This window comes from Streptomyces sp. 135, from assembly GCF_020026305.1.
In the GTDB taxonomy this organism is placed as follows: domain Bacteria; phylum Actinomycetota; class Actinomycetes; order Streptomycetales; family Streptomycetaceae; genus Streptomyces.
In genome coordinates this window covers 4629055-4646690 of record NZ_CP075691.1, presented here as the reverse complement: position 1 = coordinate 4646690, position 17636 = coordinate 4629055, and the positions used below count along the sequence as shown (strand labels likewise).

Here is a 17636-nt window from a genome sequence, read left to right as displayed (position 1 = left end):
CAAAGGAGTCAACGGCCCGCGAGACCAAGGACATCCGAGAGGATTACCTTTAAACGCAACCACGGCCCCACGGACCGAAGCATGAACACCAGGCACCCACGCGACGTCGACCCGTCGATTACGGGCCAGCCGCACCAGGTGACGGGCGAAGTTCCCGACCTGATGGGCAACCTTCGAGGACGCTTGGTAACCCGGTGAACATGCCAGCGGCGGTACGGATATCCGTACCGCCGCAACCCTTTTCGGGCCTCCTTGAGCCCGCTCCCCGCGGTCGCCCTACGCCGCTCCCCGCTGGAGGGCCTCGCAGACCGCCGTGGACTCCCTGACGCCGAGCTCAACGGCCTTGCCGCAGTGGGCGATCCAGGCCGCCATGCCGTCCGGCGTACCGGAGGCGTAGCCGTCGAGCGCCGCCACATAGGCCGCTCGGCCCAACTCCGCGTGGCCCGCCTCGGCGGGGCAGATCGACTTCGGGTCGAGGCCGCTGCCCACCAGGACGATGCGCTCGGCGGCCCGCGCGACCAGACCGTTGTGGGAGCCGAAGGGCCGCAGGCTGAGCAGCTCCCCGTGGACCACGGCGGCCATCACCAGGGCGGGCGCCGAGCTGCCCGCGATGATCAGCCGCGACAGCCCCTCCAGGCGTCCCGCCACCTCGTCCGCGTCCGGCAGGGGAAGCTCGATCAGCGGCTCCTCGACGGGCTCCCCCGCGAGGCGCGGCCGTCCCGCGGCCTCGGCGGAGTCGGCCGCGGCGACCAGGTGCAGCCGCGCCAGGACCCGCAGCGGCGACTGCCGCCAGATGGACAGCAGTTGGCCGGCCTCGGCGGTGAGCCGCAGGGCCCCGCCGACGGTGCGCGCCTCGTCGTCGCCGCTGAAGTCGCTGCGTCGGCGCACTTCCTCAAGAGCCCATTCGGCCCCGGAGAGCGCGGCCGAACCGCGGGCGCCGCGCAGTGCCGCCTCGGAGGTGATCTCGTTGCTGCGGCGCCGCATGATCCGGTGTCCGTAGACCCGGTCCACGGCCTTGCGCACGGAGTCCACGGAGTCGGGCACGCCGGGCAGGGCCCCCAGGGCCGCGAGGGGATCGCCCCCGCCCGAGCCGGCTCGCGAGCTCGGGGGAGGGTCGGCTGTCGTACTCATGAGTACGAGCCTACGTACTACAGGGCCCACCCCCACGAAGGAGTGGTCTTCTTCACGCGAGCCGAGTACCCGGCGTGAAGTATCCACTACGCTTCGTGGTTATGAAAATCGCTTTCGTGGGCAAGGGCGGCAGCGGCAAGACGACGCTGTCCTCGCTCTTCATCCGCCACCTCGCCGCCACCGGCGCCCCCGTCATCGCGGTGGACGCCGACATCAATCAGCACCTGGGCCCGGCGCTCGGCCTCGACGAGGCGGACGCCGCGCGGCTGCCCGCCCTGGGGGCGCACCTGCCCCTGATCAAGGACTATCTGCGCGGCTCCAACCCGCGGATCGCCTCCGCCGACACGATGATCAAGACGACGCCCCCCGGCGAGGGTTCGCGGCTGCTGCGGGTGCGCGAGGACAACCCCGTGTACGACGCGTGTGCCCGGCCGCTGGAACTCGACGGCGCCACCGTGCGTTTGATGGTCACCGGGCCGTTCACCGAAGCCGACCTCGGTGTGGCCTGCTACCACTCCAAGACCGGAGCGGTGGAGCTGTGCCTGAACCACCTGGTCGACGGCCGCGACGAGTACGCGGTCGTGGACATGACCGCCGGCTCGGACTCCTTCGCCTCCGGCATGTTCACCCGCTTCGACATGACGTTCCTGGTCGCCGAGCCGACGAGGAAGGGGGTCTCCGTCTATCGCCAGTACAGCGAATACGCACGCGACTTCGGCGTCGACCTCAAGGTCGTGGGCAACAAGGTGCAGGGCCAGGACGACATCGACTTCCTGCGCGAGCAGGTCGGCGACGACCTCCTGGTGACCGTCGGGCACTCTGACTGGGTGCGCGCCATGGAGAAGCACTTCACGACGGCTGGAGGAGCGCCACCGCCGCACTTCCCCGACGCGCGGCTGGGAGGCACACCCGCCGCTCAGCTGAACAACGCCCTACCGAGGCCTGGCGGAAGGAACGCCGCCCAGCCCTCCTTCGGTGCCTTGCCGACCCGCAGCTTGGTCAGCTTCGCCAGCACCTTCGGGTCCTGCGCGTCGAGCCAGTCCGCGAGCTGCCGGAAGGAGACGCAGCGCACCTGCGGTTTGGTGCATACCGTCTCGATCGTCTCCTCGATGGCGCGCATGTACGTGCCGCCGTTCCACGACTCGAAGTGGTTGCCGATGATCAGCGGCGCGCGGTTGCCCTTGTACGCGCGATTGAAGCCCTGGAGCAGCCCGTCGCGCATCTGGTCGCCCCAGTACTCGTGCTTCGCGGGGTCGCCCTGCGAGGTCGAACCGGACTGGTTGACCATGAAGTTGTAGTCCATGGTGAGCGTCTCGAAGTTGCGGCCGGGGACCGGAACGAGCTGCATCGACAGGTCCCAGAGGCCTTCCTTCTTCTTGGGCCAGACCTGGTCGTTCACGCCGCTGGTGTCGTAGCGGAAGCCCAGCTGCCGCGCCGCTCGCATGAAGTTCTTCTGCCCCTCCAGGCAGGGTGTTCTGGCCCCGATCAGCTCCTTGTCGTAGTCGAAGGGCAGGGGCTGCGCCTTCTTCATGCCCGTGTTCGTCTTCCAGGCCTTCACGAAGGACTTGGCCTGCTTGATCTCGCTCTTCCAGTCCGCGACGGACCACTCGCCGACCCCGCGGCCGGCGCCGCAGAAGTGGCCGTTGAAGTGGGTGCCGATCTCGTTGCCCTCGAGCCAGGCGGCGCGGAGCTGCTCGACGGTGTTCCTGATCCCCTTGCGGTCGTTGAAACCGATGTCCGAGCTGCCGGCCAGGTGCTGCGGCGGCTTGTAGAGCGAGCGCTTCGACTCGGGGAGCATGTACACGCCGCTGAGGAAGTACGTCATCGTGGCGTTGTTCCGCTTGGCCACCTTGCGGAAGTGGGAGAACAGCTTCTGCCCGTCCTCGCCCGCGCCGTCCCAGGAGAAGACGACGAACTGGGGCGGCTTCTGGCCGGGCTTCAGGCGGGCCGGTCGCGGCAGGTTCGGCTGCTTGCCGGTGAAGGCCGTGGAGCCGTCCCCGATCAAACGGACCGGGCTCTTGGGCGCCTGGGCCCCGGACGCCTTCTTCGCGCCAGGGGCGCCTTCCTTGGTACCGGCGCCGGTGCCGGTGTCGCCCCCCGCGCAGCCGGCCAGTGCTGCCGCGCAGGCCACGAGGGCGGTGAGGCTCGCGGTGGTCCTCCGGGTGGCGGCCATCTTCCGCCCACCTCTTTCCGTGCAAGTCGGGACAGAACGGTCAGCAACTTCGCACGGGGACCGGAATGAATTAGTACGACAAGCCGACAAAAGTTTTTATTCACTCATCAGAGTGGTCGATTGCCCCATTTGCCCTATTAGTCCAGCCAAGGCCTTTACTCTGCATTACTGTTCGTTTACCGAGAGTTGAGGTATCCCGCCGCTGCAACGCCGTGACCCACGGCCGCGACCCGCCCTCCGGAGGCGTCCGGAGGACCCCCTGTTCCGCGACCGCGCTGCCCCGGAGGAGACGGGAAAATGTCTGCCTGCGTCCCCACTCGCCCCACCGACCCGGCCCCCGCGCCCGGCGCCCAGGAGCCCGAGGCCCCGCCGCGCCGCAAGAAGTTCCGCATCGCCGGCGCCGACGTCTCCGCGTCGATCGCCGTCTTCCTGATCGCCCTGCCCCTGTCCCTCGGCATCGCCCTCGCCACCGGAGCACCCCTTCAGGCGGGCCTCGTCGCCGCCGCCGTCGGCGGCATCGTCGCCGGGCGGATCGGCGGATCACCGCTCCAGGTCAGCGGCCCCGCCGCAGGGCTCACGGTCGTCACGGCCGACCTCATCCAGCAGTACGGCTGGCGGACCACCTGCGCCATCACCGTCCTCGCGGGCCTCGCCCAACTGGGCCTCGGCTGCCTGCGCGTGGCCCGCACCGCGCTCGCCGTCAGCCCCGCCGTGGTGCACGGCATGCTGGCCGGCATCGGCGTCACCATCGCCATGGCCCAGCTGCACATCGTGCTCGGCGGCACCCCGCAGAGCGCCGTGCTCGAAAACCTCCGCGCGCTGCCCGCCCAGCTGGCCGACCTGCATCCGGCCGCGCTGTCGATCAGCCTGCTCACCCTCGCCGTCCTGATGCTCTGGCCCCGGCTCCCCGGACGCGCCGGGCGCATGGCCCGTGCCGTGCCCGCCGCCCTGGTGTCGGTGGCCCTCGCGACGGGCGTGGCCTCGGCCGCCGGACTGCGGCTCGACCGGGTCGAGCTCCCCTCCTGGCGCAGCCACGCGCTGGTGGGGCTCCCCGAAGGGCCCGCGCTCGGGCTCGTCGCCGCCGTGCTCACCATCACGCTGGTGTGCAGCGTGCAGTCGCTGCTCGGCGCCGTGGCCGTCGACAAGCTCGTCTCCAAGCAACCCGAGCTGCACGCGGGCGTGCGCCGCTCCGACCTCAACCGCGAACTGCTCGGCCAGGGCAGCGCCAACATCGTCTCGGGCGCCCTCGGCGGCCTGCCCGTCGCCGGGGTCGCGGTGCGCACCGTGGCCAATGTGCGCGCGGGCGCCGTCAGCCGGAACTCCACGATGCTGCACGGCGTTTGGGTAGTAGTGGCCGCGCTACTCCTGGTCCCCGCCCTGGAGCTGATCCCGCTCGCGGCCCTCGCCGCGCTCGTCATGGCCGTCGGCATCCAGATGGTCAGCCTCAACCACATCCGTACGATCACCCGCCACCGCGAGATCCTCGTCTACGCCGTGACCACCCTCGGCGTCGTCTTCCTCAACGTCCTCCAGGGCGTCGCCATCGGCATCGCCGTCGCCGTGGCCGTCGCCCTGCACCGCCTCGCCCGCACCCGCATCACCCACGAGGTCCGGGACGGCGTCCACCACGTGCGCGCCCGGGGCCAGTTGACGTTCCTCGCGGTGCCTCGGCTCAGCAGGACGCTGCATCTCGTGCCCCACGGCGAGGACGTCGTCGTGGAGCTGGACGGCTCCTTCATGGACCACGCGGCGTACGAGACGCTCCAGTGCTGGCAGGACGAGCACACCGCGCACGGGGCACGCGTCGAGATCACCGGCCGTGCCGGTACCCGCATCGCCGAGCCCGCCGGGGCCTCGCACTCCTGCTGCCGGCCGTGGACGCCCTGGCGCAACCACCACTGCGACCGGCCGCAGGAGAAGCAGGAGGCCGGCCGTCCCAGCAACCACCAACTGGCCAGCGGCATCAGCGCCTTCCAGCGGAACACCGCGCCGCATGTGCGGGAGGAGCTGGCCAGGCTGGCGCGTGAGGGGCAGCAGCCCGCGCAGCTTTTCCTGACGTGCGCGGACTCCCGGGTCGTCACGTCGATGATCACCTCCAGTGGTCCCGGCGACCTGTTCGTCGTACGCAACGTGGGCAATCTGGTGCCGCTGCCGGGTGCGGAGAGCGGGGACGACTCGGTGGGGGCCGCGATCGAGTACGCGGTCGATGTGCTCAAGGTGCGGTCCATCACCGTCTGCGGGCACTCCGGGTGCGGCGCGATGCAGGCGCTGCTCAACACCCCGCCCGGGGGCGCCCAGACGCCGCTGCGGCGGTGGCTGCGGCATGGCCTGCCGAGCCTGGAACGCATGGGCGCGCAGGACAAGGCGTGGGCGCGGCTGTCGGGGCGAGCCCCCGCCGACGCGGTCGAGCAGCTCTGTCTCACCAATGTCGTCCAGCAGTTGGAGCACCTGAAGGCGCACGAGTCGGTGGCGCGTCGCCTTGCCGAGGGTGACCTCGAACTGCACGGTATGTACTTCCATGTCGGAGAGGCACAGTCGTATCTGCTGACGGAGGGCAGCGACACCGAGCACCTTCCCGACGAGGTATTCGATCAGGTGGTGCCCACAGCGCTGGTCGAGGGCCGGGGGTCCGAGACCCCACGGGCAACCGCCTGACGGGTAAAGGTCTAAACCAATTTTCGGCAGACCCTTGTCACCATGGGTTGCGTCTGATGAGCTGTGGCTTCGGACACAACGGTCGCCCCCGGCAAAGCAGCGCAAGGGAGATGTCGTGAGCAATGAAAGCCTGGCCAACCTCTTGAAGGAGGAGCGTCGCTTCGCGCCGCCCGCGGAGCTGGCGGCCGCCGCCAACGTCACCGCGGCGGCGTACGAACAGGCCAAGGCTGACCGGCTCGGCTTCTGGGCCGAGCAGGCCCGCCGGCTGACCTGGGCCACGGAACCGACCGAGACGCTCGACTGGTCGAACCCGCCGTTCGCCAAGTGGTTCGCCGACGGGAAGCTCAACGTCGCGTACAACTGCGTCGACCGACACGTCGAGGCGGGCAACGGCGACCGCGTCGCGATCCACTTCGAGGGTGAGCCCGGCGACGGCCGGGCCATCACCTACGCCGAGCTCAAGGACGAGGTCAGCCGGGCGGCCAACGCCCTGACCGAGCTGGGCGTCCAGAAGGGCGACCGCGTCGCCGTCTATCTGCCGATGATCCCCGAGGCGGTCATCGCGATGCTCGCCTGCGCCCGTATCGGCGCCACGCACTCGGTGGTCTTCGGCGGCTTCTCCGCGGACGCCATCGCCGCCCGCATCGAGGACGCCGACGCCAAGGTCGTCATCACGGCTGACGGCGGTTACCGCAGGGGCAAGCCCTCCGCGCTCAAGCCCGCCGTGGACGAGGCCGTCGGCCGCGTCGAGGGCGTGCGCCACGTCCTCGTGGTGCGCCGCACCGGCCAGGACGTGTCCTGGGCCGAGGGCCGCGACGTGTGGTGGCACGAGATCACCCAGAAGCAGTCCGCCGAGCACACCCCCGAGGCGTTCGACGCCGAGCACCCGCTCTTCATCCTCTACACGTCGGGCACCACGGGTAAGCCGAAGGGCATCCTGCACACCTCCGGCGGCTATCTCACGCAGACGGCCTACACCCACCACGCCGTCTTCGACCTCAAGCCCTCGAGCGACGTCTACTGGTGCACGGCCGACATCGGCTGGGTCACCGGCCACTCGTACATCACGTACGGCCCGCTGGCGAACGGCGCGACGCAGGTGATGTACGAGGGCACCCCCGACACCCCTCACCAGGGCCGCTTCTGGGAGATCATCCAGAAGTACGGGGTCACGATCCTGTACACCGCCCCCACGGCGATCCGTACGTTCATGAAGTGGGGCGACGACATCCCCGCGAAGTTCGACCTCAGCAGCCTGCGGGTCCTCGGTTCGGTCGGCGAGCCGATCAACCCCGAGGCGTGGATGTGGTACCGGAAGAACATCGGCGGCGACAAGTGCCCCATCGTGGACACCTGGTGGCAGACCGAGACCGGCGCGATGATGATCTCGCCGCTGCCGGGCGTGACCGAGACGAAGCCGGGAAGCGCCCAGCGCGCGCTGCCGGGCATCAGCGCCACCGTCGTCGACGACGAGGCGAACGAAGTGCCGGACGGCGGCGGTGGCTACCTCGTCCTCACCGAACCGTGGCCGTCGATGCTGCGCACCATCTGGGGCGACGACCAGCGGTTCCTCGACACGTACTGGTCGCGCTTCGAGGGCCGGTACTTCGCCGGTGACGGCGCGAAGAAGGACGAGGACGGCGACATCTGGCTGCTCGGCCGCGTGGACGACGTGATGCTCGTGTCCGGGCACAACATCTCCACCACCGAGGTCGAGTCCGCGCTCGTCTCGCACCCGTCGGTCGCCGAGGCGGCGGTCGTGGGCGCGGCGGACGAGACGACCGGCCAGGCCATCGTCGCGTTCGTCATCCTGCGCGGCACGGCGAACGCCGAGGACGAGGGCCTGGTGGCCGACCTGCGCAACCACGTGGGCACCACGCTCGGCCCCATCGCCAAGCCGAAGCGGGTCCTGCCGGTGGCGGAGCTGCCGAAGACGCGTTCGGGCAAGATCATGCGGCGCCTCCTGCGGGACGTGGCGGAGAACCGCGAGCTGGGTGACGTCACCACCCTCACGGACTCCTCCGTGATGGAGCTGATCCAGTCCAAGCTCCCGGCCGCGCCGAGCGAGGACTGAGGCCGCCCAGGCTGACGTACGCGAGAAGGCACCCGGCAGCGCGCCGGGTGCCTTCTTTGTGCATAAAGTGAAGAACGCCGGATACGTCCAGGTGTGCGTTAGGTAAGCTAAGGATCACGTCAACATCGCGCCAAGAAGTCGTGATGAGATGTGCCGCGACATCGCGAAGAGAAGTACCTAGGTGCGCCGGGAAGTCTGGTCGGCAAGTGCTCAGCCCTGCCTACCGACCGGAGGTCGACTCACGTGACCGCGCCCGCCCCCCGCCCCAGCCGCAAGGTTCTCGGCCGCCTCTCGCTGCCCGAGCGGAACTTCGTCGCCAACGCCCTGCGTACCGAGACGGTCGGCGGAGTCCTGCTGCTCGTCGCCGCCGTCACCGCGCTGATCTGGGCGAACACGGCCGGGGGCTCGTACGAGTCGGTTCGTGGTTTCCACCTCGGGCCCTCCTCGCTCGGACTCGACCTCTCCATCCAGCACTGGGCGGCCGACGGCCTGCTCGCCGTCTTCTTCTTCGTGGCGGGCATCGAACTCAAGCGCGAGCTGGTCGCCGGTGACCTGCGCGATCCCAAGGCCGCCGCGCTGCCCGTCATCGCCGCGCTCTGCGGCATGGCGGCGCCCGCGCTCGTCTACGTCCTGACCAACGCCTTCGGCGGCGGCTCGATGGCGGGCTGGGCCGTGCCGACCGCCACCGACATCGCCTTCGCGCTCGCGGTGCTCGCCGTCATAGGCACGTCGTTGCCGTCCGCGCTGAGGGCCTTCCTGCTCACGCTCGCGGTCGTCGACGACCTCTTCGCGATCCTGATCATCGCCGTCTTCTTCACCAGCGACCTCAACTTCCCCGCGCTCGGCGGCGCCGTCCTCGGCCTCGCCGTCTTCTGGCTGCTGCTCAGGAAGCGGGTGCGCGGCTGGTACATCTACGTGCCGCTGGCGCTCGCCATCTGGGGCCTGATGTACAACAGCGGCATCCACGCCACCATCGCGGGCGTCGCCATGGGCCTGATGCTGCGCTGCCACAAGGAGGACGAGAGCGAGCAGCACTCCCCCGGCGAGCACATCGAACATCTCGTACGCCCCCTCTCCGCGGGCCTGGCCGTGCCGCTGTTCGCCCTGTTCAGCGCCGGTGTCTCCGTCGCGGGCGGCGCGCTCGGCGACGTATTCACCCAGCCGGAGACGCTCGGCGTGGTCCTCGGTCTCGTGGTCGGCAAGGCGGTCGGCATCTTCGGCGGGACCTGGCTCGCGGCCCGCTTCACCAAGGCGGAGCTCAACGACGACCTGGCCTGGCCCGATGTCTTCGCCGTCGCGTCACTGGCCGGCATCGGCTTCACGGTGTCGCTGCTGATCGGCGAACTGGCGTTCACCGAGGACCCCCTGCTCACCGACGAGATCAAGGCCGCCGTACTCACCGGCTCGCTCATCGCGGCCGTGCTCTCCGGAATCCTGCTGAAGGTACGGAACGCCAAGTACCGCAAGCTGTGGGAGGACGAGGAGCGCGACGAGGACCTCAGCGGCGTACCGGACATCTACGAGCTGGATGACCCGGAGTACCACCGCCGAATGGCCGCCATCTACGAGAAGAAGGCCGCGGAACACCGCAGGCTTGCCGAAGTGTCGGGCGGGGAACGCGAGGATGGCAATGGTCCGGCATGATCTGAGCAGACATATCTCAGAAGTCTGAGCAGACATGACTCAGAAGAGACCAGAAGAGAAAAAGGGGAGAACGCGATGAGTTCACCCGACGGTCACGTCGGCGCCGAGCGCAGCCTCGGCCAGCTGGTCGCCACGGCGACCGGCGAGATGTCCGCGCTGGTGCACGACGAGATCGCACTGGCCAAGGCCCAGCTGCGACAGGACGTCAAGCGCGGCGCGATCGGCGGTGGCGCGTTCGCCGCGGCCGGCACGGTCCTCATCTTCTCGCTGCCGATGCTGAGCTTCGCCCTCGCGTACGGCATCCGCACCTGGAGCGGCTGGAACCTCGCGGTCTGCTTCCTGCTGTCCTTCGCCGCCAACGTCCTGGTGGCCGGGGTGCTCGCGCTGATCGGCGTCGTCTTCGCCAAGAAGGCCAAGAAGGGCAAGGGCCCGCAGAAGGTCGCCGCTTCGGCCAAAGAGACGGCTGCCGTACTGGGAAACGTCAAACCGCATCCCCGTGCGGTGAGCCCGGCCGCCACCCTGGACGTCCGAGTCGGTGAGACGGGGGCCACTGTGGCACGCTCGTCCTCATGACGGACCCCGCCCATCAGGACCACGCCCGCACCGGCGCCACCCAGTACGGCCCCACGCTCGGCGCCACCGCCCATTCGGCGCAACCGGCATCTGCCGTACGCATCGAAGGACCCTGGACCCACCGGGACGTGGCCGCCAACGGCGCGCGGTTCCACATCGCCGAAATGGGTGACGGGCCGCTGGTCCTGCTCCTGCACGGCTTCCCCCAGTTCTGGTGGGCGTGGCGGCACCAGATGGTGGCGCTCGCCGACGCGGGCTTCCGGGCCGTCGCGATGGACCTGCGGGGCGTGGGCGGCAGCGACCGCACCCCGCGCGGTTACGACCCGGCGAACCTCGCGCTCGACATCACCGGCGTCGTGCGCTCGCTCGGCGAGCCGGACGCCGCGCTCGTCGGGCACGATCTCGGCGGCTACCTCGCGTGGACGGCGGCCGTGATGCGCCCCAAGCTGGTGCGCCGCCTCGCGGTCTCCTCGATGCCGCATCCACGCCGCTGGCGCTCGGCCATGCTCTCCGACAGGAAGCAGACCGCCGCGGGGTCCTACGTGTGGGGCTTCCAGCGGCCGTGGCTGCCGGAGCGTCAACTGGTCGCCGACGACGGCGCCCTGGTGGGGCGTCTGGTCCGGGACTGGTCGGGGCCCCGCCTGCCGGAGGACGAGGCGGTGGAGACGTATCAGCGTGCCATGTGCATCCCGTCGACGGCGCACTGCTCGATCGAGCCGTACCGATGGATGGTGCGGTCGATGGCACGGCCCGACGGCATCCAGTTCAACCGCCGCATGAAGCGGCCGGTGCGGGTGCCGACGCTGCATCTGCACGGTTCGCTCGATCCGGTGATGCGTACGAGGAGCGCGGCGGGGTCCGGTGAGTACGTCGAAGCGCCGTACCGCTGGCGGCTGTTCGACGGGCTCGGGCACTTCCCGCACGAGGAGGACCCGGTGGCGTTCTCCACGGAGCTGGTGAACTGGCTGAAGGACCCCGAGCCCGACCGCTGAGCCGGACCGCACACGAACACATGTCCTACGAACGCCAATTGCCCGGCGCATAGGCCAATTGGGTTCCCTGCGCACGGTTACCGACCATGAGGCACGGGCACACGTCGGGGTATGGGCTGGACGCACGACTACAGTGACGTAGCACGCAATCGCCGCTCGGCCGCAGCGCTGAACAGCCAGAAGAGGGGCGGGGCACAGAATCCGGGCCGCCACGGCCCCCCTCAAGGCATGGGCATTCCCCGCATTCTCCGCCGCAGGGCCCGCTGGGTCTCCGCGCGGCTGCGGCATACGCGCGACTGACCCCCCGGCCCACTGCCCACGGCTTCCTGGAAGACGCCTCCCTGGAAGCCGGTTCCCTAGAGCGCGCAGCCCTGGCTGTCGACCTCTTGGCTGGCGGTGCGGCCGCGCTCGATGTCCCCGCGCACCTCGTCGACCGTCAGGGCGTAACCGGTGTCGGGGTCGTCGAGGGACTTGGCGAAGACCACGCCGTAGACCTTGCCGTCGGGCGTGAGCAGGGGGCCGCCGGAGTTGCCCTGGCGGACCGTCGCGTAGAGCGAGTAGACGTCGCGGCGCACGGTGCCCCGGTGGTAGATGTCGGGTCCCTTGGCCGAGATGCGGCCGCGCACGCGCGCGGGGCGGACGTCGTAGGGCCCGTCCTCGGGGAAGCCCGCGACGATGGCGCCGTCGCCGCCGGCCGCGTCCTTGGACGTGAACTGGAGCGCCGGCGCCTTCAGCGTGGGCACGTCCAGTACGGCGATGTCCCGCTCCCAGTCGTAGAGGACGACCTTCGCGTCGTACACCTGGCTCTGATCGCCTATCTGGACGGTCGGCTCGTCCACGCCGCCGACCACGTGCGCGTTCGTCATCACGCGGCGGTCGGCGAAGACGAAGCCGGTGCCTTCGAGGACCTTGCCGCAGCTGCGCGCCTCACCGCGGACCTTCACGATGGAGCGCTTGGCGGTCGTGGCGACCTTGCTCTTGGCCAGCTTGGGGTCGGGGGGCTGGACCTCCGTGATCGGCTCGTTCGAGAACGGGCTGAACACCTGCGGGAAGCCGTTCTGCGCGAGGACGGAGGAGAAGTCGTCGAACCACGTGTCGGCATCGGTCGGCAGGGCGCGCGAGACGCCGAGGAGCACCTTGGAGTTGCGCACCTCCTTGCCGACCGTGGGCATCGTCGTCCTGGCGAGGAGGGAGCCGATCATCCAGGCGACCAGGAGCATCGCCACCACGTTCACCAGCGCGCCGCCCGTCGCGTCCAGGGCGCGGGCGGGCTGCCAGGTGATGTGTCTGCGCAGCTTGTTGCCGAGGTGGGTGGTGAAGGCCTGGCCGATCGAGGCGCAGACGATCACGATGACGACGGCGACCACCGCGGCGGTCGTACTCACCTGTGCCGCGTCGTCGTCCGTCAGGGCGTCCCAGATGACCGGCAGCAGGTAGACGGCGACGAGACCGCCGCCGAGGAAGCCGATCACCGAGAGGATGCCGACCACAAAGCCCTGGCGGTAGCCCACGATCGCGAACCACACCGCGGCGAGCAGCAGCAGGACGTCCAGCACGTTCACCGATTCAATCCTCGCCTCGCATCGCGGTCGCCACTTCGCTGCAACCTTGTCATGCGCGCCAGTCGAGCGGGACCTGCTTACTGCGGTCCCAGGGGCGCTCCCAGCCCGCGAAGTGCAGAATTCTATCGATCACGCCCGCGGTGAAACCCCAGACCAGAGCGGACTCGACGAGGAACGCGGGCCCGCGGTGACCGCTCGGGTGGATCGCCGTCACGCGGTTCGCCGGGTCCGTGAGATCGGCCACGGGCACCGTGAAGACGCGGGCGGTCTCGTTCGGATCGACGACGCCGACCGGGCTTGGTTCGCGCCACCAGCCGAGCACGGGCGTCACGACGAAATCGCTCACGGGAATGAACAGGCGCGGCAGTACGGCGAAGAGCTGGACGCCCCGGGGGTCGAGGCCCGTCTCCTCCTCGGCCTCGCGCAGGGCGGCGTGGAGGGGGCCGTCGGTGCGCGGGTCGCCGTCCTCGGGGTCGAGGGAGCCGCCGGGGAAGGAGGGCTGCCCGGCGTGGGAGCGGAGGGAGCCGGCGCGCTCCATCAGGAGCAGCTCGGGGCCACGCTCGCCCTCTCCGAAGAGGACGAGGACGGCGGACTGGCGGCCGGCGCCGCTCTCCGGGGGCAGGAAGCGGCTCAGCTGGAGCGGCTGGACGGTCCGGGCGGCGCGGGCGACGGGAGTCAGCCAGGAGGGCAGGGAGTCGGTGCTGAGGAGGTGGCTGGTGCCATCCTCGCCTCTGCCGCTGCCGCTGTCATTGCCGTTGCCGTTGCCGTGGTCCTTGCCCGCAGTCTTGAACCCGCTGTCGTCGTCCGTGGCGTTCGTCGTCTCGCTCGCGTGCGTCATCGGCACCCCCGTCCGTCTCTCGTCAACGCTCTTCGCCCCTGGGTTCGTTCCACCCCGCCGCGCATTCACCCCGCCGTCAGCGGCGGCGCGGGCTTTCCGGGGTAGTCCGCCGGGGGCTTGAGCCGCTGGCCGGGGAATCCGCCCATCTCGTACTTCAAGAGCTTCTTCGCCTTCTCCGGGTCGGTCTCGCCCTCTCCGTACGACGGGCAGAGCGGGGCGATCGGGCAGGCGCCGCAGGCGGGCTTGCGGGAGTGGCAGATGCGGCGGCCGTGGAAGATGACGCGGTGCGAGAGCATCGTCCACTCGCTCTTCGGGAAGAGCGAGGCCACGGCGGCCTCGACCTTCTCCGGGTCCGTCTCCTCGGTCCACTTCCAGCGGCGTACGAGTCGGCCGAAGTGGGTGTCCACAGTGAGGCCGGGGACGCCGAACGCATTGCCCAAAACGACGAACGCGGTCTTGCGGCCCACGCCGGGCAGCTTGACCAGGTCGTCGAGGCGCCCCGGCACCTCGCCCCCGAAGTCGTCCCGCAGGGCCTTCGCCAGGCCCATGATCGACTTCGTCTTGGCGCGGAAGAACCCGGTGGGCCTGATCAGCTCCTCGACCTCCTCGGGGACGGCCGCGGCCAGGTCCTCCGGGGTCGGGTACTTGGCGAACAGACGCGGCGTCGTCTGGTTCACCCTCAGGTCGGTGGTCTGCGCGGACAGCACCGTGGCGACCAGCAGCTCGAAGGGGTTCTCGAAGTCCAGCTCGGGGTGGGCGTACGAATACACCTCGGCGAGCTCGCGGTTGATCCGCCGGGCGCGGCGGACGAGCGCGGTGCGGGACTCGGGCACGGCCTTCTTGGCGGGAGCCTCAGCGGCCTTCTTCGCGGGAGCTTCGGCGGCCTTCTTCGCTGGCGCTTTGGCGGCCTTCTTCGCGGAGGCGGCCGCGGCCTGCGTCTTCTTCGTCACTGGGGGTGCCTTCTTCGGGGAGGTCGGTCGCCGCGCGGGGGCCGGTCGCTTCTCGGGGGGGCCGTGGGGACGGTTCCCTCATCGCCCCTACCCCCATCGTCGACGACCGTGCGCCCTCCGCCGACGGCGATGTGTCCTTCGAACGCACCACACCCGCCCGAATTGTCGGATTGTCCGACTCTCCGGACGGCTGTTCGCCCACAGCGGAATCGCGGGGTGCGGCCACCTTCTCGGCCCCCTCGGCCTGTGCTCTCACCGGCTTTTTGGACACCCGGCCAGCCTAGAGCCCCCCACTGACATCCGACCCTGACCCCGGAGATCGGCCCCCAATTGGCCCCCTCCCCCACAGCACGCCGCGCCGGTGCGGCAGACTTGTGACTGATCACACTGTTTGGACCGTCCGGCAAAATGGGGAACACGGTCCCCTGATGCAGGTCGACAAGGAGAGAACTCGTGGACGACGTTCTGCGGCGCGCCCCGCTCTTCGCGGCGCTCGATGACGAGCAGGCCGCGGAGCTCCGCGCCTCCATGAGTGAGGTGACGCTCGCACGCGGGGATGCGCTTTTCCATGAGGGCGACCCCGGAGACCGCCTGTATGTGGTCACCGAGGGCAAGGTGAAGCTCCACCGCACCTCGCCCGACGGCCGGGAGAACATGCTCGCGGTGCTCGGCCCCGGTGAGCTGATCGGTGAGCTGTCGCTCTTCGACCCCGGCCCGCGGACGGCCACGGCCTCCGCCCTCACCGAGGTGAAGCTGCTCGGCCTCGGCCACGGCGACCTCCAGCCCTGGCTGAACGCCCGGCCCGAGGTGGCCGCCGCGCTGCTGCGCGCCGTCGCCCGGCGCCTTCGCAAGACCAACGACCAGATGTCCGACCTGGTCTTCTCCGACGTGCCGGGCCGCGTGGCCCGCGCGCTGCTCGACCTGTCGCGCCGCTTCGGCGTGCAGTCCGAGGAGGGCATCCACGTCGTGCACGACCTCACGCAGGAAGAGCTCGCCCAGCTGGTCGGCGCCTCCCGCGAGACGGTCAACAAGGCCCTGGCGGACTTCGCGGGCCGCGGCTGGCTGCGCCTGGAGGCGCGCGCGGTGATCCTGCTGGACGTCGAGCGCCTCGCCAAGCGGTCGCGCTGACGCCGACTCCGTACGTCGACGGGCCCCGCCTCTTCGGAGGCGGGGCCCGTCGCGTTCCCCGCCCGGCCGCCGGGACCGGGCACCGCGGCCCGCGCCCCGGTCAGATCGGGCTGGTCAGTTCGGGCCGGTCAGATCGGGCCGGTCAGATCAGGCCGTGCTCGCGCAGGTAGTCCAGCTGCGCCCTGACCGACAGTTCCGCGGCCGGCCACAAGGAGCGGTCCACGTCCGCGTACACATGCGCGACGACGTCCGCGGCCTCCGTATGACCGTTCTCCACGGCCGTCTCGACCTGGGCCAGGCGGTTGGCCCGGTGGGCCAGGTAGAACTCGACGGCTCCCTGGGCGTCCTCCAGGACCGGCCCATGGCCCGGCAGAACCGTGTGGACGCCGTCGTCGACCGCCAGCGACCGCAGGCGGCGCAGGGAGTCCAGATAGTCGCCCAGGCGGCCGTCAGGGTGCGCCACCATCGTCGTACCGCGGCCGAGGATGGTGTCGCCCGTCAGGACGGCCCGGTCGGCCGGGAGATGGAAGCAGAGCGAGTCCGCGGTGTGGCCGGGGGTGGCCACCACGCGCAGCTCAAGGCCGCCCGTGGTGATCACGTCGCCGGCCGCGAGGCCCTCCTCGCCCAGCCGCAGGGCGGGGTCGAGGGCGCGTACGTGAGTGCGGGTCAGCTCGGCGAAACGGGCGGCGCCCTCCGCGTGGTCGGGGTGGCCGTGGGTCAGCAGGGTCAGGGCCACGCGCTTGCCCGCCTTCGCGGCCGTCTCGATGACGCGGCTCAGATGGGCGTCGTCGAGCGGGCCCGGGTCGACGACCACCGCGAGGGGCGAGTCCGGCTCCGAGACGATCCAGGTGTTGGTGCCGTCCAGCGTCATGGCGGAGGGGTTGGGCGCCAGGACGTTGACCGCGCGGGCGGTCGCGGGACCGCTGAGTACTCCCCCACGGGGCTGTCCCGGGAGGGCGGCGGCTTCTGTCATGCGGGGGTGACTCCCGTCGGGGTCGGGGTGTGCGTGGGATGCGTACGGGCGCGGCCCGGGGTCACCTCGCGCCGTCCGGGGCGATCCGCTTGGTGAACTCGCCGTGGCCGGGCCAGGAAAGGACCAGCTCGCCGCCCTCCAGCCGCGCCTGAGCGAGCACCGGAGCCATGGCCTGGGCCCCGGCCGCGCCGAGCGCCTCGGAAGGCGACCCGTAGGCGCTCAGCGCCCGCAGCGTCGCGATGGTCGGCGGCATCATCAGCAGCTCACCCTCGTCGTAGCGGGCGGCGGCCTCCGCCGGGCGGATCCACACGGTCCGGTCCGCCTCCGTAGAGGCGTTGCGCGTGCGCTGCCCCGCCGGAAGCGCCGCCACGAAGAAGAACGTGTCGTAGCGCTTGGGTTCGAACTCCGGGGTGATCCAGCGCGCCCAGGCCGCGAGCAGGTCGCTGCGCAGGAACAGCCCCCTGCGGTCCAGGAAGTCCGCGAAGGAGACGTCACGGGCCACCAGGGCCTCGCGGTCCGCCTCCCAGTCCTCGCCCGTGGTGTCGCCGACGACGGTCTCCGGAGTGGGCCCGGCGAGCAGCACGCCCGCCTCCTCGTACGTCTCGCGGACCGCGGCGCAGACGATCGCCTGGGCCGCGGCCTCGTCGTCGACGCCCAGCCTGGCGGCCCACCACGCGCGCGTGGGCCCCGCCCAGCGCACCAGGTGGTCGTCGTCGCGCGGGTCGACGCCGCCGCCCGGATACGCGTACGCGCCTCCGGCGAAGGCCATGGAGGCGCGTCTGCGCAGCATGTGAACTTCCGGGCCGCTGCCACCGTCCCTGAGCAGCATGACGGTGGCGGCGCGGCGCGGGGTCGCCGGAGTCAGCTCGCCGCTCGCGAGGGCGCGGATGCGGTCGGGCCACTCCGGGGGGTACCACTGCCCATTTGCCATGGGCGGAGGCTA

General features: G+C 70.6%; 14 protein-coding genes and 1 pseudogene. 8 read left to right on the top strand and 7 right to left on the bottom strand.

Translation table 11 applies throughout. The features are described 5' to 3' along the window. Positions 1–276: 276 nt before the first annotated feature. Entirely contained in the window at positions 277–1131 is an 855-nt protein-coding gene (locus KKZ08_RS20950) for a Fic family protein (protein ID WP_223775922.1), read from the bottom strand. A gap of 101 nt (positions 1132–1232) precedes the next feature. Here KKZ08_RS20950 and KKZ08_RS20945 point away from each other — a divergent pair. Next, positions 1233–1976 (top strand): annotated as a pseudogene (locus KKZ08_RS20945) (ATP-binding protein); the annotation flags it as partial. A 71-nt stretch (positions 1977–2047) separates the two neighbouring features. Here the strand turns inward: KKZ08_RS20945 and KKZ08_RS20940 are convergent. Further along, positions 2048–3304, bottom strand: coding sequence for a hypothetical protein (locus KKZ08_RS20940; RefSeq protein ID WP_223775921.1), 1257 nt, complete (start codon positions 3302–3304; stop codon positions 2048–2050). A 297-nt stretch (positions 3305–3601) separates the two neighbouring features. On the opposite strand from KKZ08_RS20940, the gene KKZ08_RS20935 reads away from it, so the two are divergent. The 6 genes from KKZ08_RS20935 (at position 3602) to KKZ08_RS20910 (ending at position 11542) form a co-directional block, all read left to right on the top strand. After that, on the top strand, positions 3602–5959 hold the full coding sequence (locus KKZ08_RS20935; RefSeq protein ID WP_223775920.1) for a SulP family inorganic anion transporter: 2358 nt from the start codon (positions 3602–3604) through the stop codon (positions 5957–5959). A gap of 115 nt (positions 5960–6074) precedes the next feature. Beyond that, the gene (acs, locus tag KKZ08_RS20930; RefSeq protein WP_223775919.1) at positions 6075–8033 is read left to right on the top strand and encodes an acetate--CoA ligase; all 1959 of its coding nucleotides are present in this window, start codon (positions 6075–6077) and stop codon (positions 8031–8033) included. A 243-nt stretch (positions 8034–8276) separates the two neighbouring features. Then, positions 8277–9677: a Na+/H+ antiporter NhaA gene (gene nhaA / locus KKZ08_RS20925; RefSeq protein WP_223775918.1), complete on the top strand. Its 1401-nt coding sequence runs from the start codon at positions 8277–8279 to the stop codon at positions 9675–9677. A 75-nt stretch (positions 9678–9752) separates the two neighbouring features. Then, positions 9753–10250: a phage holin family protein gene (locus KKZ08_RS20920; RefSeq protein ID WP_223775917.1), complete on the top strand. Its 498-nt coding sequence runs from the start codon at positions 9753–9755 to the stop codon at positions 10248–10250. Further along, the gene (locus tag KKZ08_RS20915) at positions 10247–11242 is read left to right on the top strand and encodes an alpha/beta hydrolase (RefSeq protein WP_223775916.1); all 996 of its coding nucleotides are present in this window, start codon (positions 10247–10249) and stop codon (positions 11240–11242) included. Before KKZ08_RS20920 ends, KKZ08_RS20915 begins: the two co-directional genes overlap by 4 nt. Before the next feature lie 111 nt (positions 11243–11353). Then, positions 11354–11542, top strand: coding sequence for a hypothetical protein (locus KKZ08_RS20910; RefSeq protein ID WP_223775915.1), 189 nt, complete (start codon positions 11354–11356; stop codon positions 11540–11542). 56 nt (positions 11543–11598) lie between these two features. Here KKZ08_RS20910 and KKZ08_RS20905 read toward each other — a convergent pair whose 3' ends face one another. From KKZ08_RS20905 to nth, 3 genes are all read right to left on the bottom strand, one after another. Then, positions 11599–12804, bottom strand: coding sequence for a MarP family serine protease (locus KKZ08_RS20905; protein ID WP_223775914.1), 1206 nt, complete (start codon positions 12802–12804; stop codon positions 11599–11601). Positions 12805–12853: 49 nt separating this feature from the next. Then, positions 12854–13642, bottom strand: coding sequence for a CoA pyrophosphatase (locus KKZ08_RS20900; protein ID WP_223775913.1), 789 nt, complete (start codon positions 13640–13642; stop codon positions 12854–12856). A 65-nt stretch (positions 13643–13707) separates the two neighbouring features. Beyond that, positions 13708–14592, bottom strand: a complete 885-nt coding sequence (nth, locus tag KKZ08_RS20895) for an endonuclease III (protein ID WP_223775912.1) — start codon at positions 14590–14592, stop codon at positions 13708–13710. A 453-nt stretch (positions 14593–15045) separates the two neighbouring features. Here nth and KKZ08_RS20890 point away from each other — a divergent pair, with 453 nt between their 5' ends. Continuing rightward, positions 15046–15720 carry a Crp/Fnr family transcriptional regulator gene (locus KKZ08_RS20890; protein WP_016642758.1) on the top strand — a complete coding sequence of 225 codons (675 nt, stop codon included), beginning with the start codon at positions 15046–15048 and terminating at the stop codon, positions 15718–15720. A gap of 142 nt (positions 15721–15862) precedes the next feature. Here KKZ08_RS20890 and KKZ08_RS20885 read toward each other — a convergent pair whose 3' ends face one another. Together KKZ08_RS20885 and KKZ08_RS20880 are read right to left on the bottom strand one after the other, a co-directional pair. Then, the gene (locus KKZ08_RS20885; RefSeq protein WP_223775911.1) at positions 15863–16693 is read right to left on the bottom strand and encodes an MBL fold metallo-hydrolase; all 831 of its coding nucleotides are present in this window, start codon (positions 16691–16693) and stop codon (positions 15863–15865) included. Positions 16694–16754: 61 nt separating this feature from the next. Next, the gene (locus tag KKZ08_RS20880; protein ID WP_223775910.1) at positions 16755–17624 is read right to left on the bottom strand and encodes an NUDIX hydrolase; all 870 of its coding nucleotides are present in this window, start codon (positions 17622–17624) and stop codon (positions 16755–16757) included. Positions 17625–17636 lie beyond the last annotated feature (12 nt).

Bases quoted from the DNA above. Each gene is read 5' to 3' on its own strand.
- KKZ08_RS20950 (WP_223775922.1), bottom strand. From the start codon at position 1,131: ATGAGTACGACAGCCGACCCTCCCCCGAGCTCGCGAGCCGGCTCGGGC.
- KKZ08_RS20940 (WP_223775921.1), bottom strand. From the start codon at position 3,304: ATGGCCGCCACCCGGAGGACCACCGCGAGCCTCACCGCCCTCGTGGCC.
- KKZ08_RS20935 (WP_223775920.1), top strand. From the start codon at position 3,602: ATGTCTGCCTGCGTCCCCACTCGCCCCACCGACCCGGCCCCCGCGCCC.
- KKZ08_RS20920 (WP_223775917.1), top strand. From the start codon at position 9,753: ATGAGTTCACCCGACGGTCACGTCGGCGCCGAGCGCAGCCTCGGCCAG.
- KKZ08_RS20915 (WP_223775916.1), top strand. From the start codon at position 10,247: ATGACGGACCCCGCCCATCAGGACCACGCCCGCACCGGCGCCACCCAG.
- KKZ08_RS20910 (WP_223775915.1), top strand. From the start codon at position 11,354: ATGGGCTGGACGCACGACTACAGTGACGTAGCACGCAATCGCCGCTCG.
- KKZ08_RS20900 (WP_223775913.1), bottom strand. From the start codon at position 13,642: ATGACGCACGCGAGCGAGACGACGAACGCCACGGACGACGACAGCGGG.
- KKZ08_RS20885 (WP_223775911.1), bottom strand. From the start codon at position 16,693: ATGACAGAAGCCGCCGCCCTCCCGGGACAGCCCCGTGGGGGAGTACTC.
- KKZ08_RS20880 (WP_223775910.1), bottom strand. From the start codon at position 17,624: ATGGCAAATGGGCAGTGGTACCCCCCGGAGTGGCCCGACCGCATCCGC.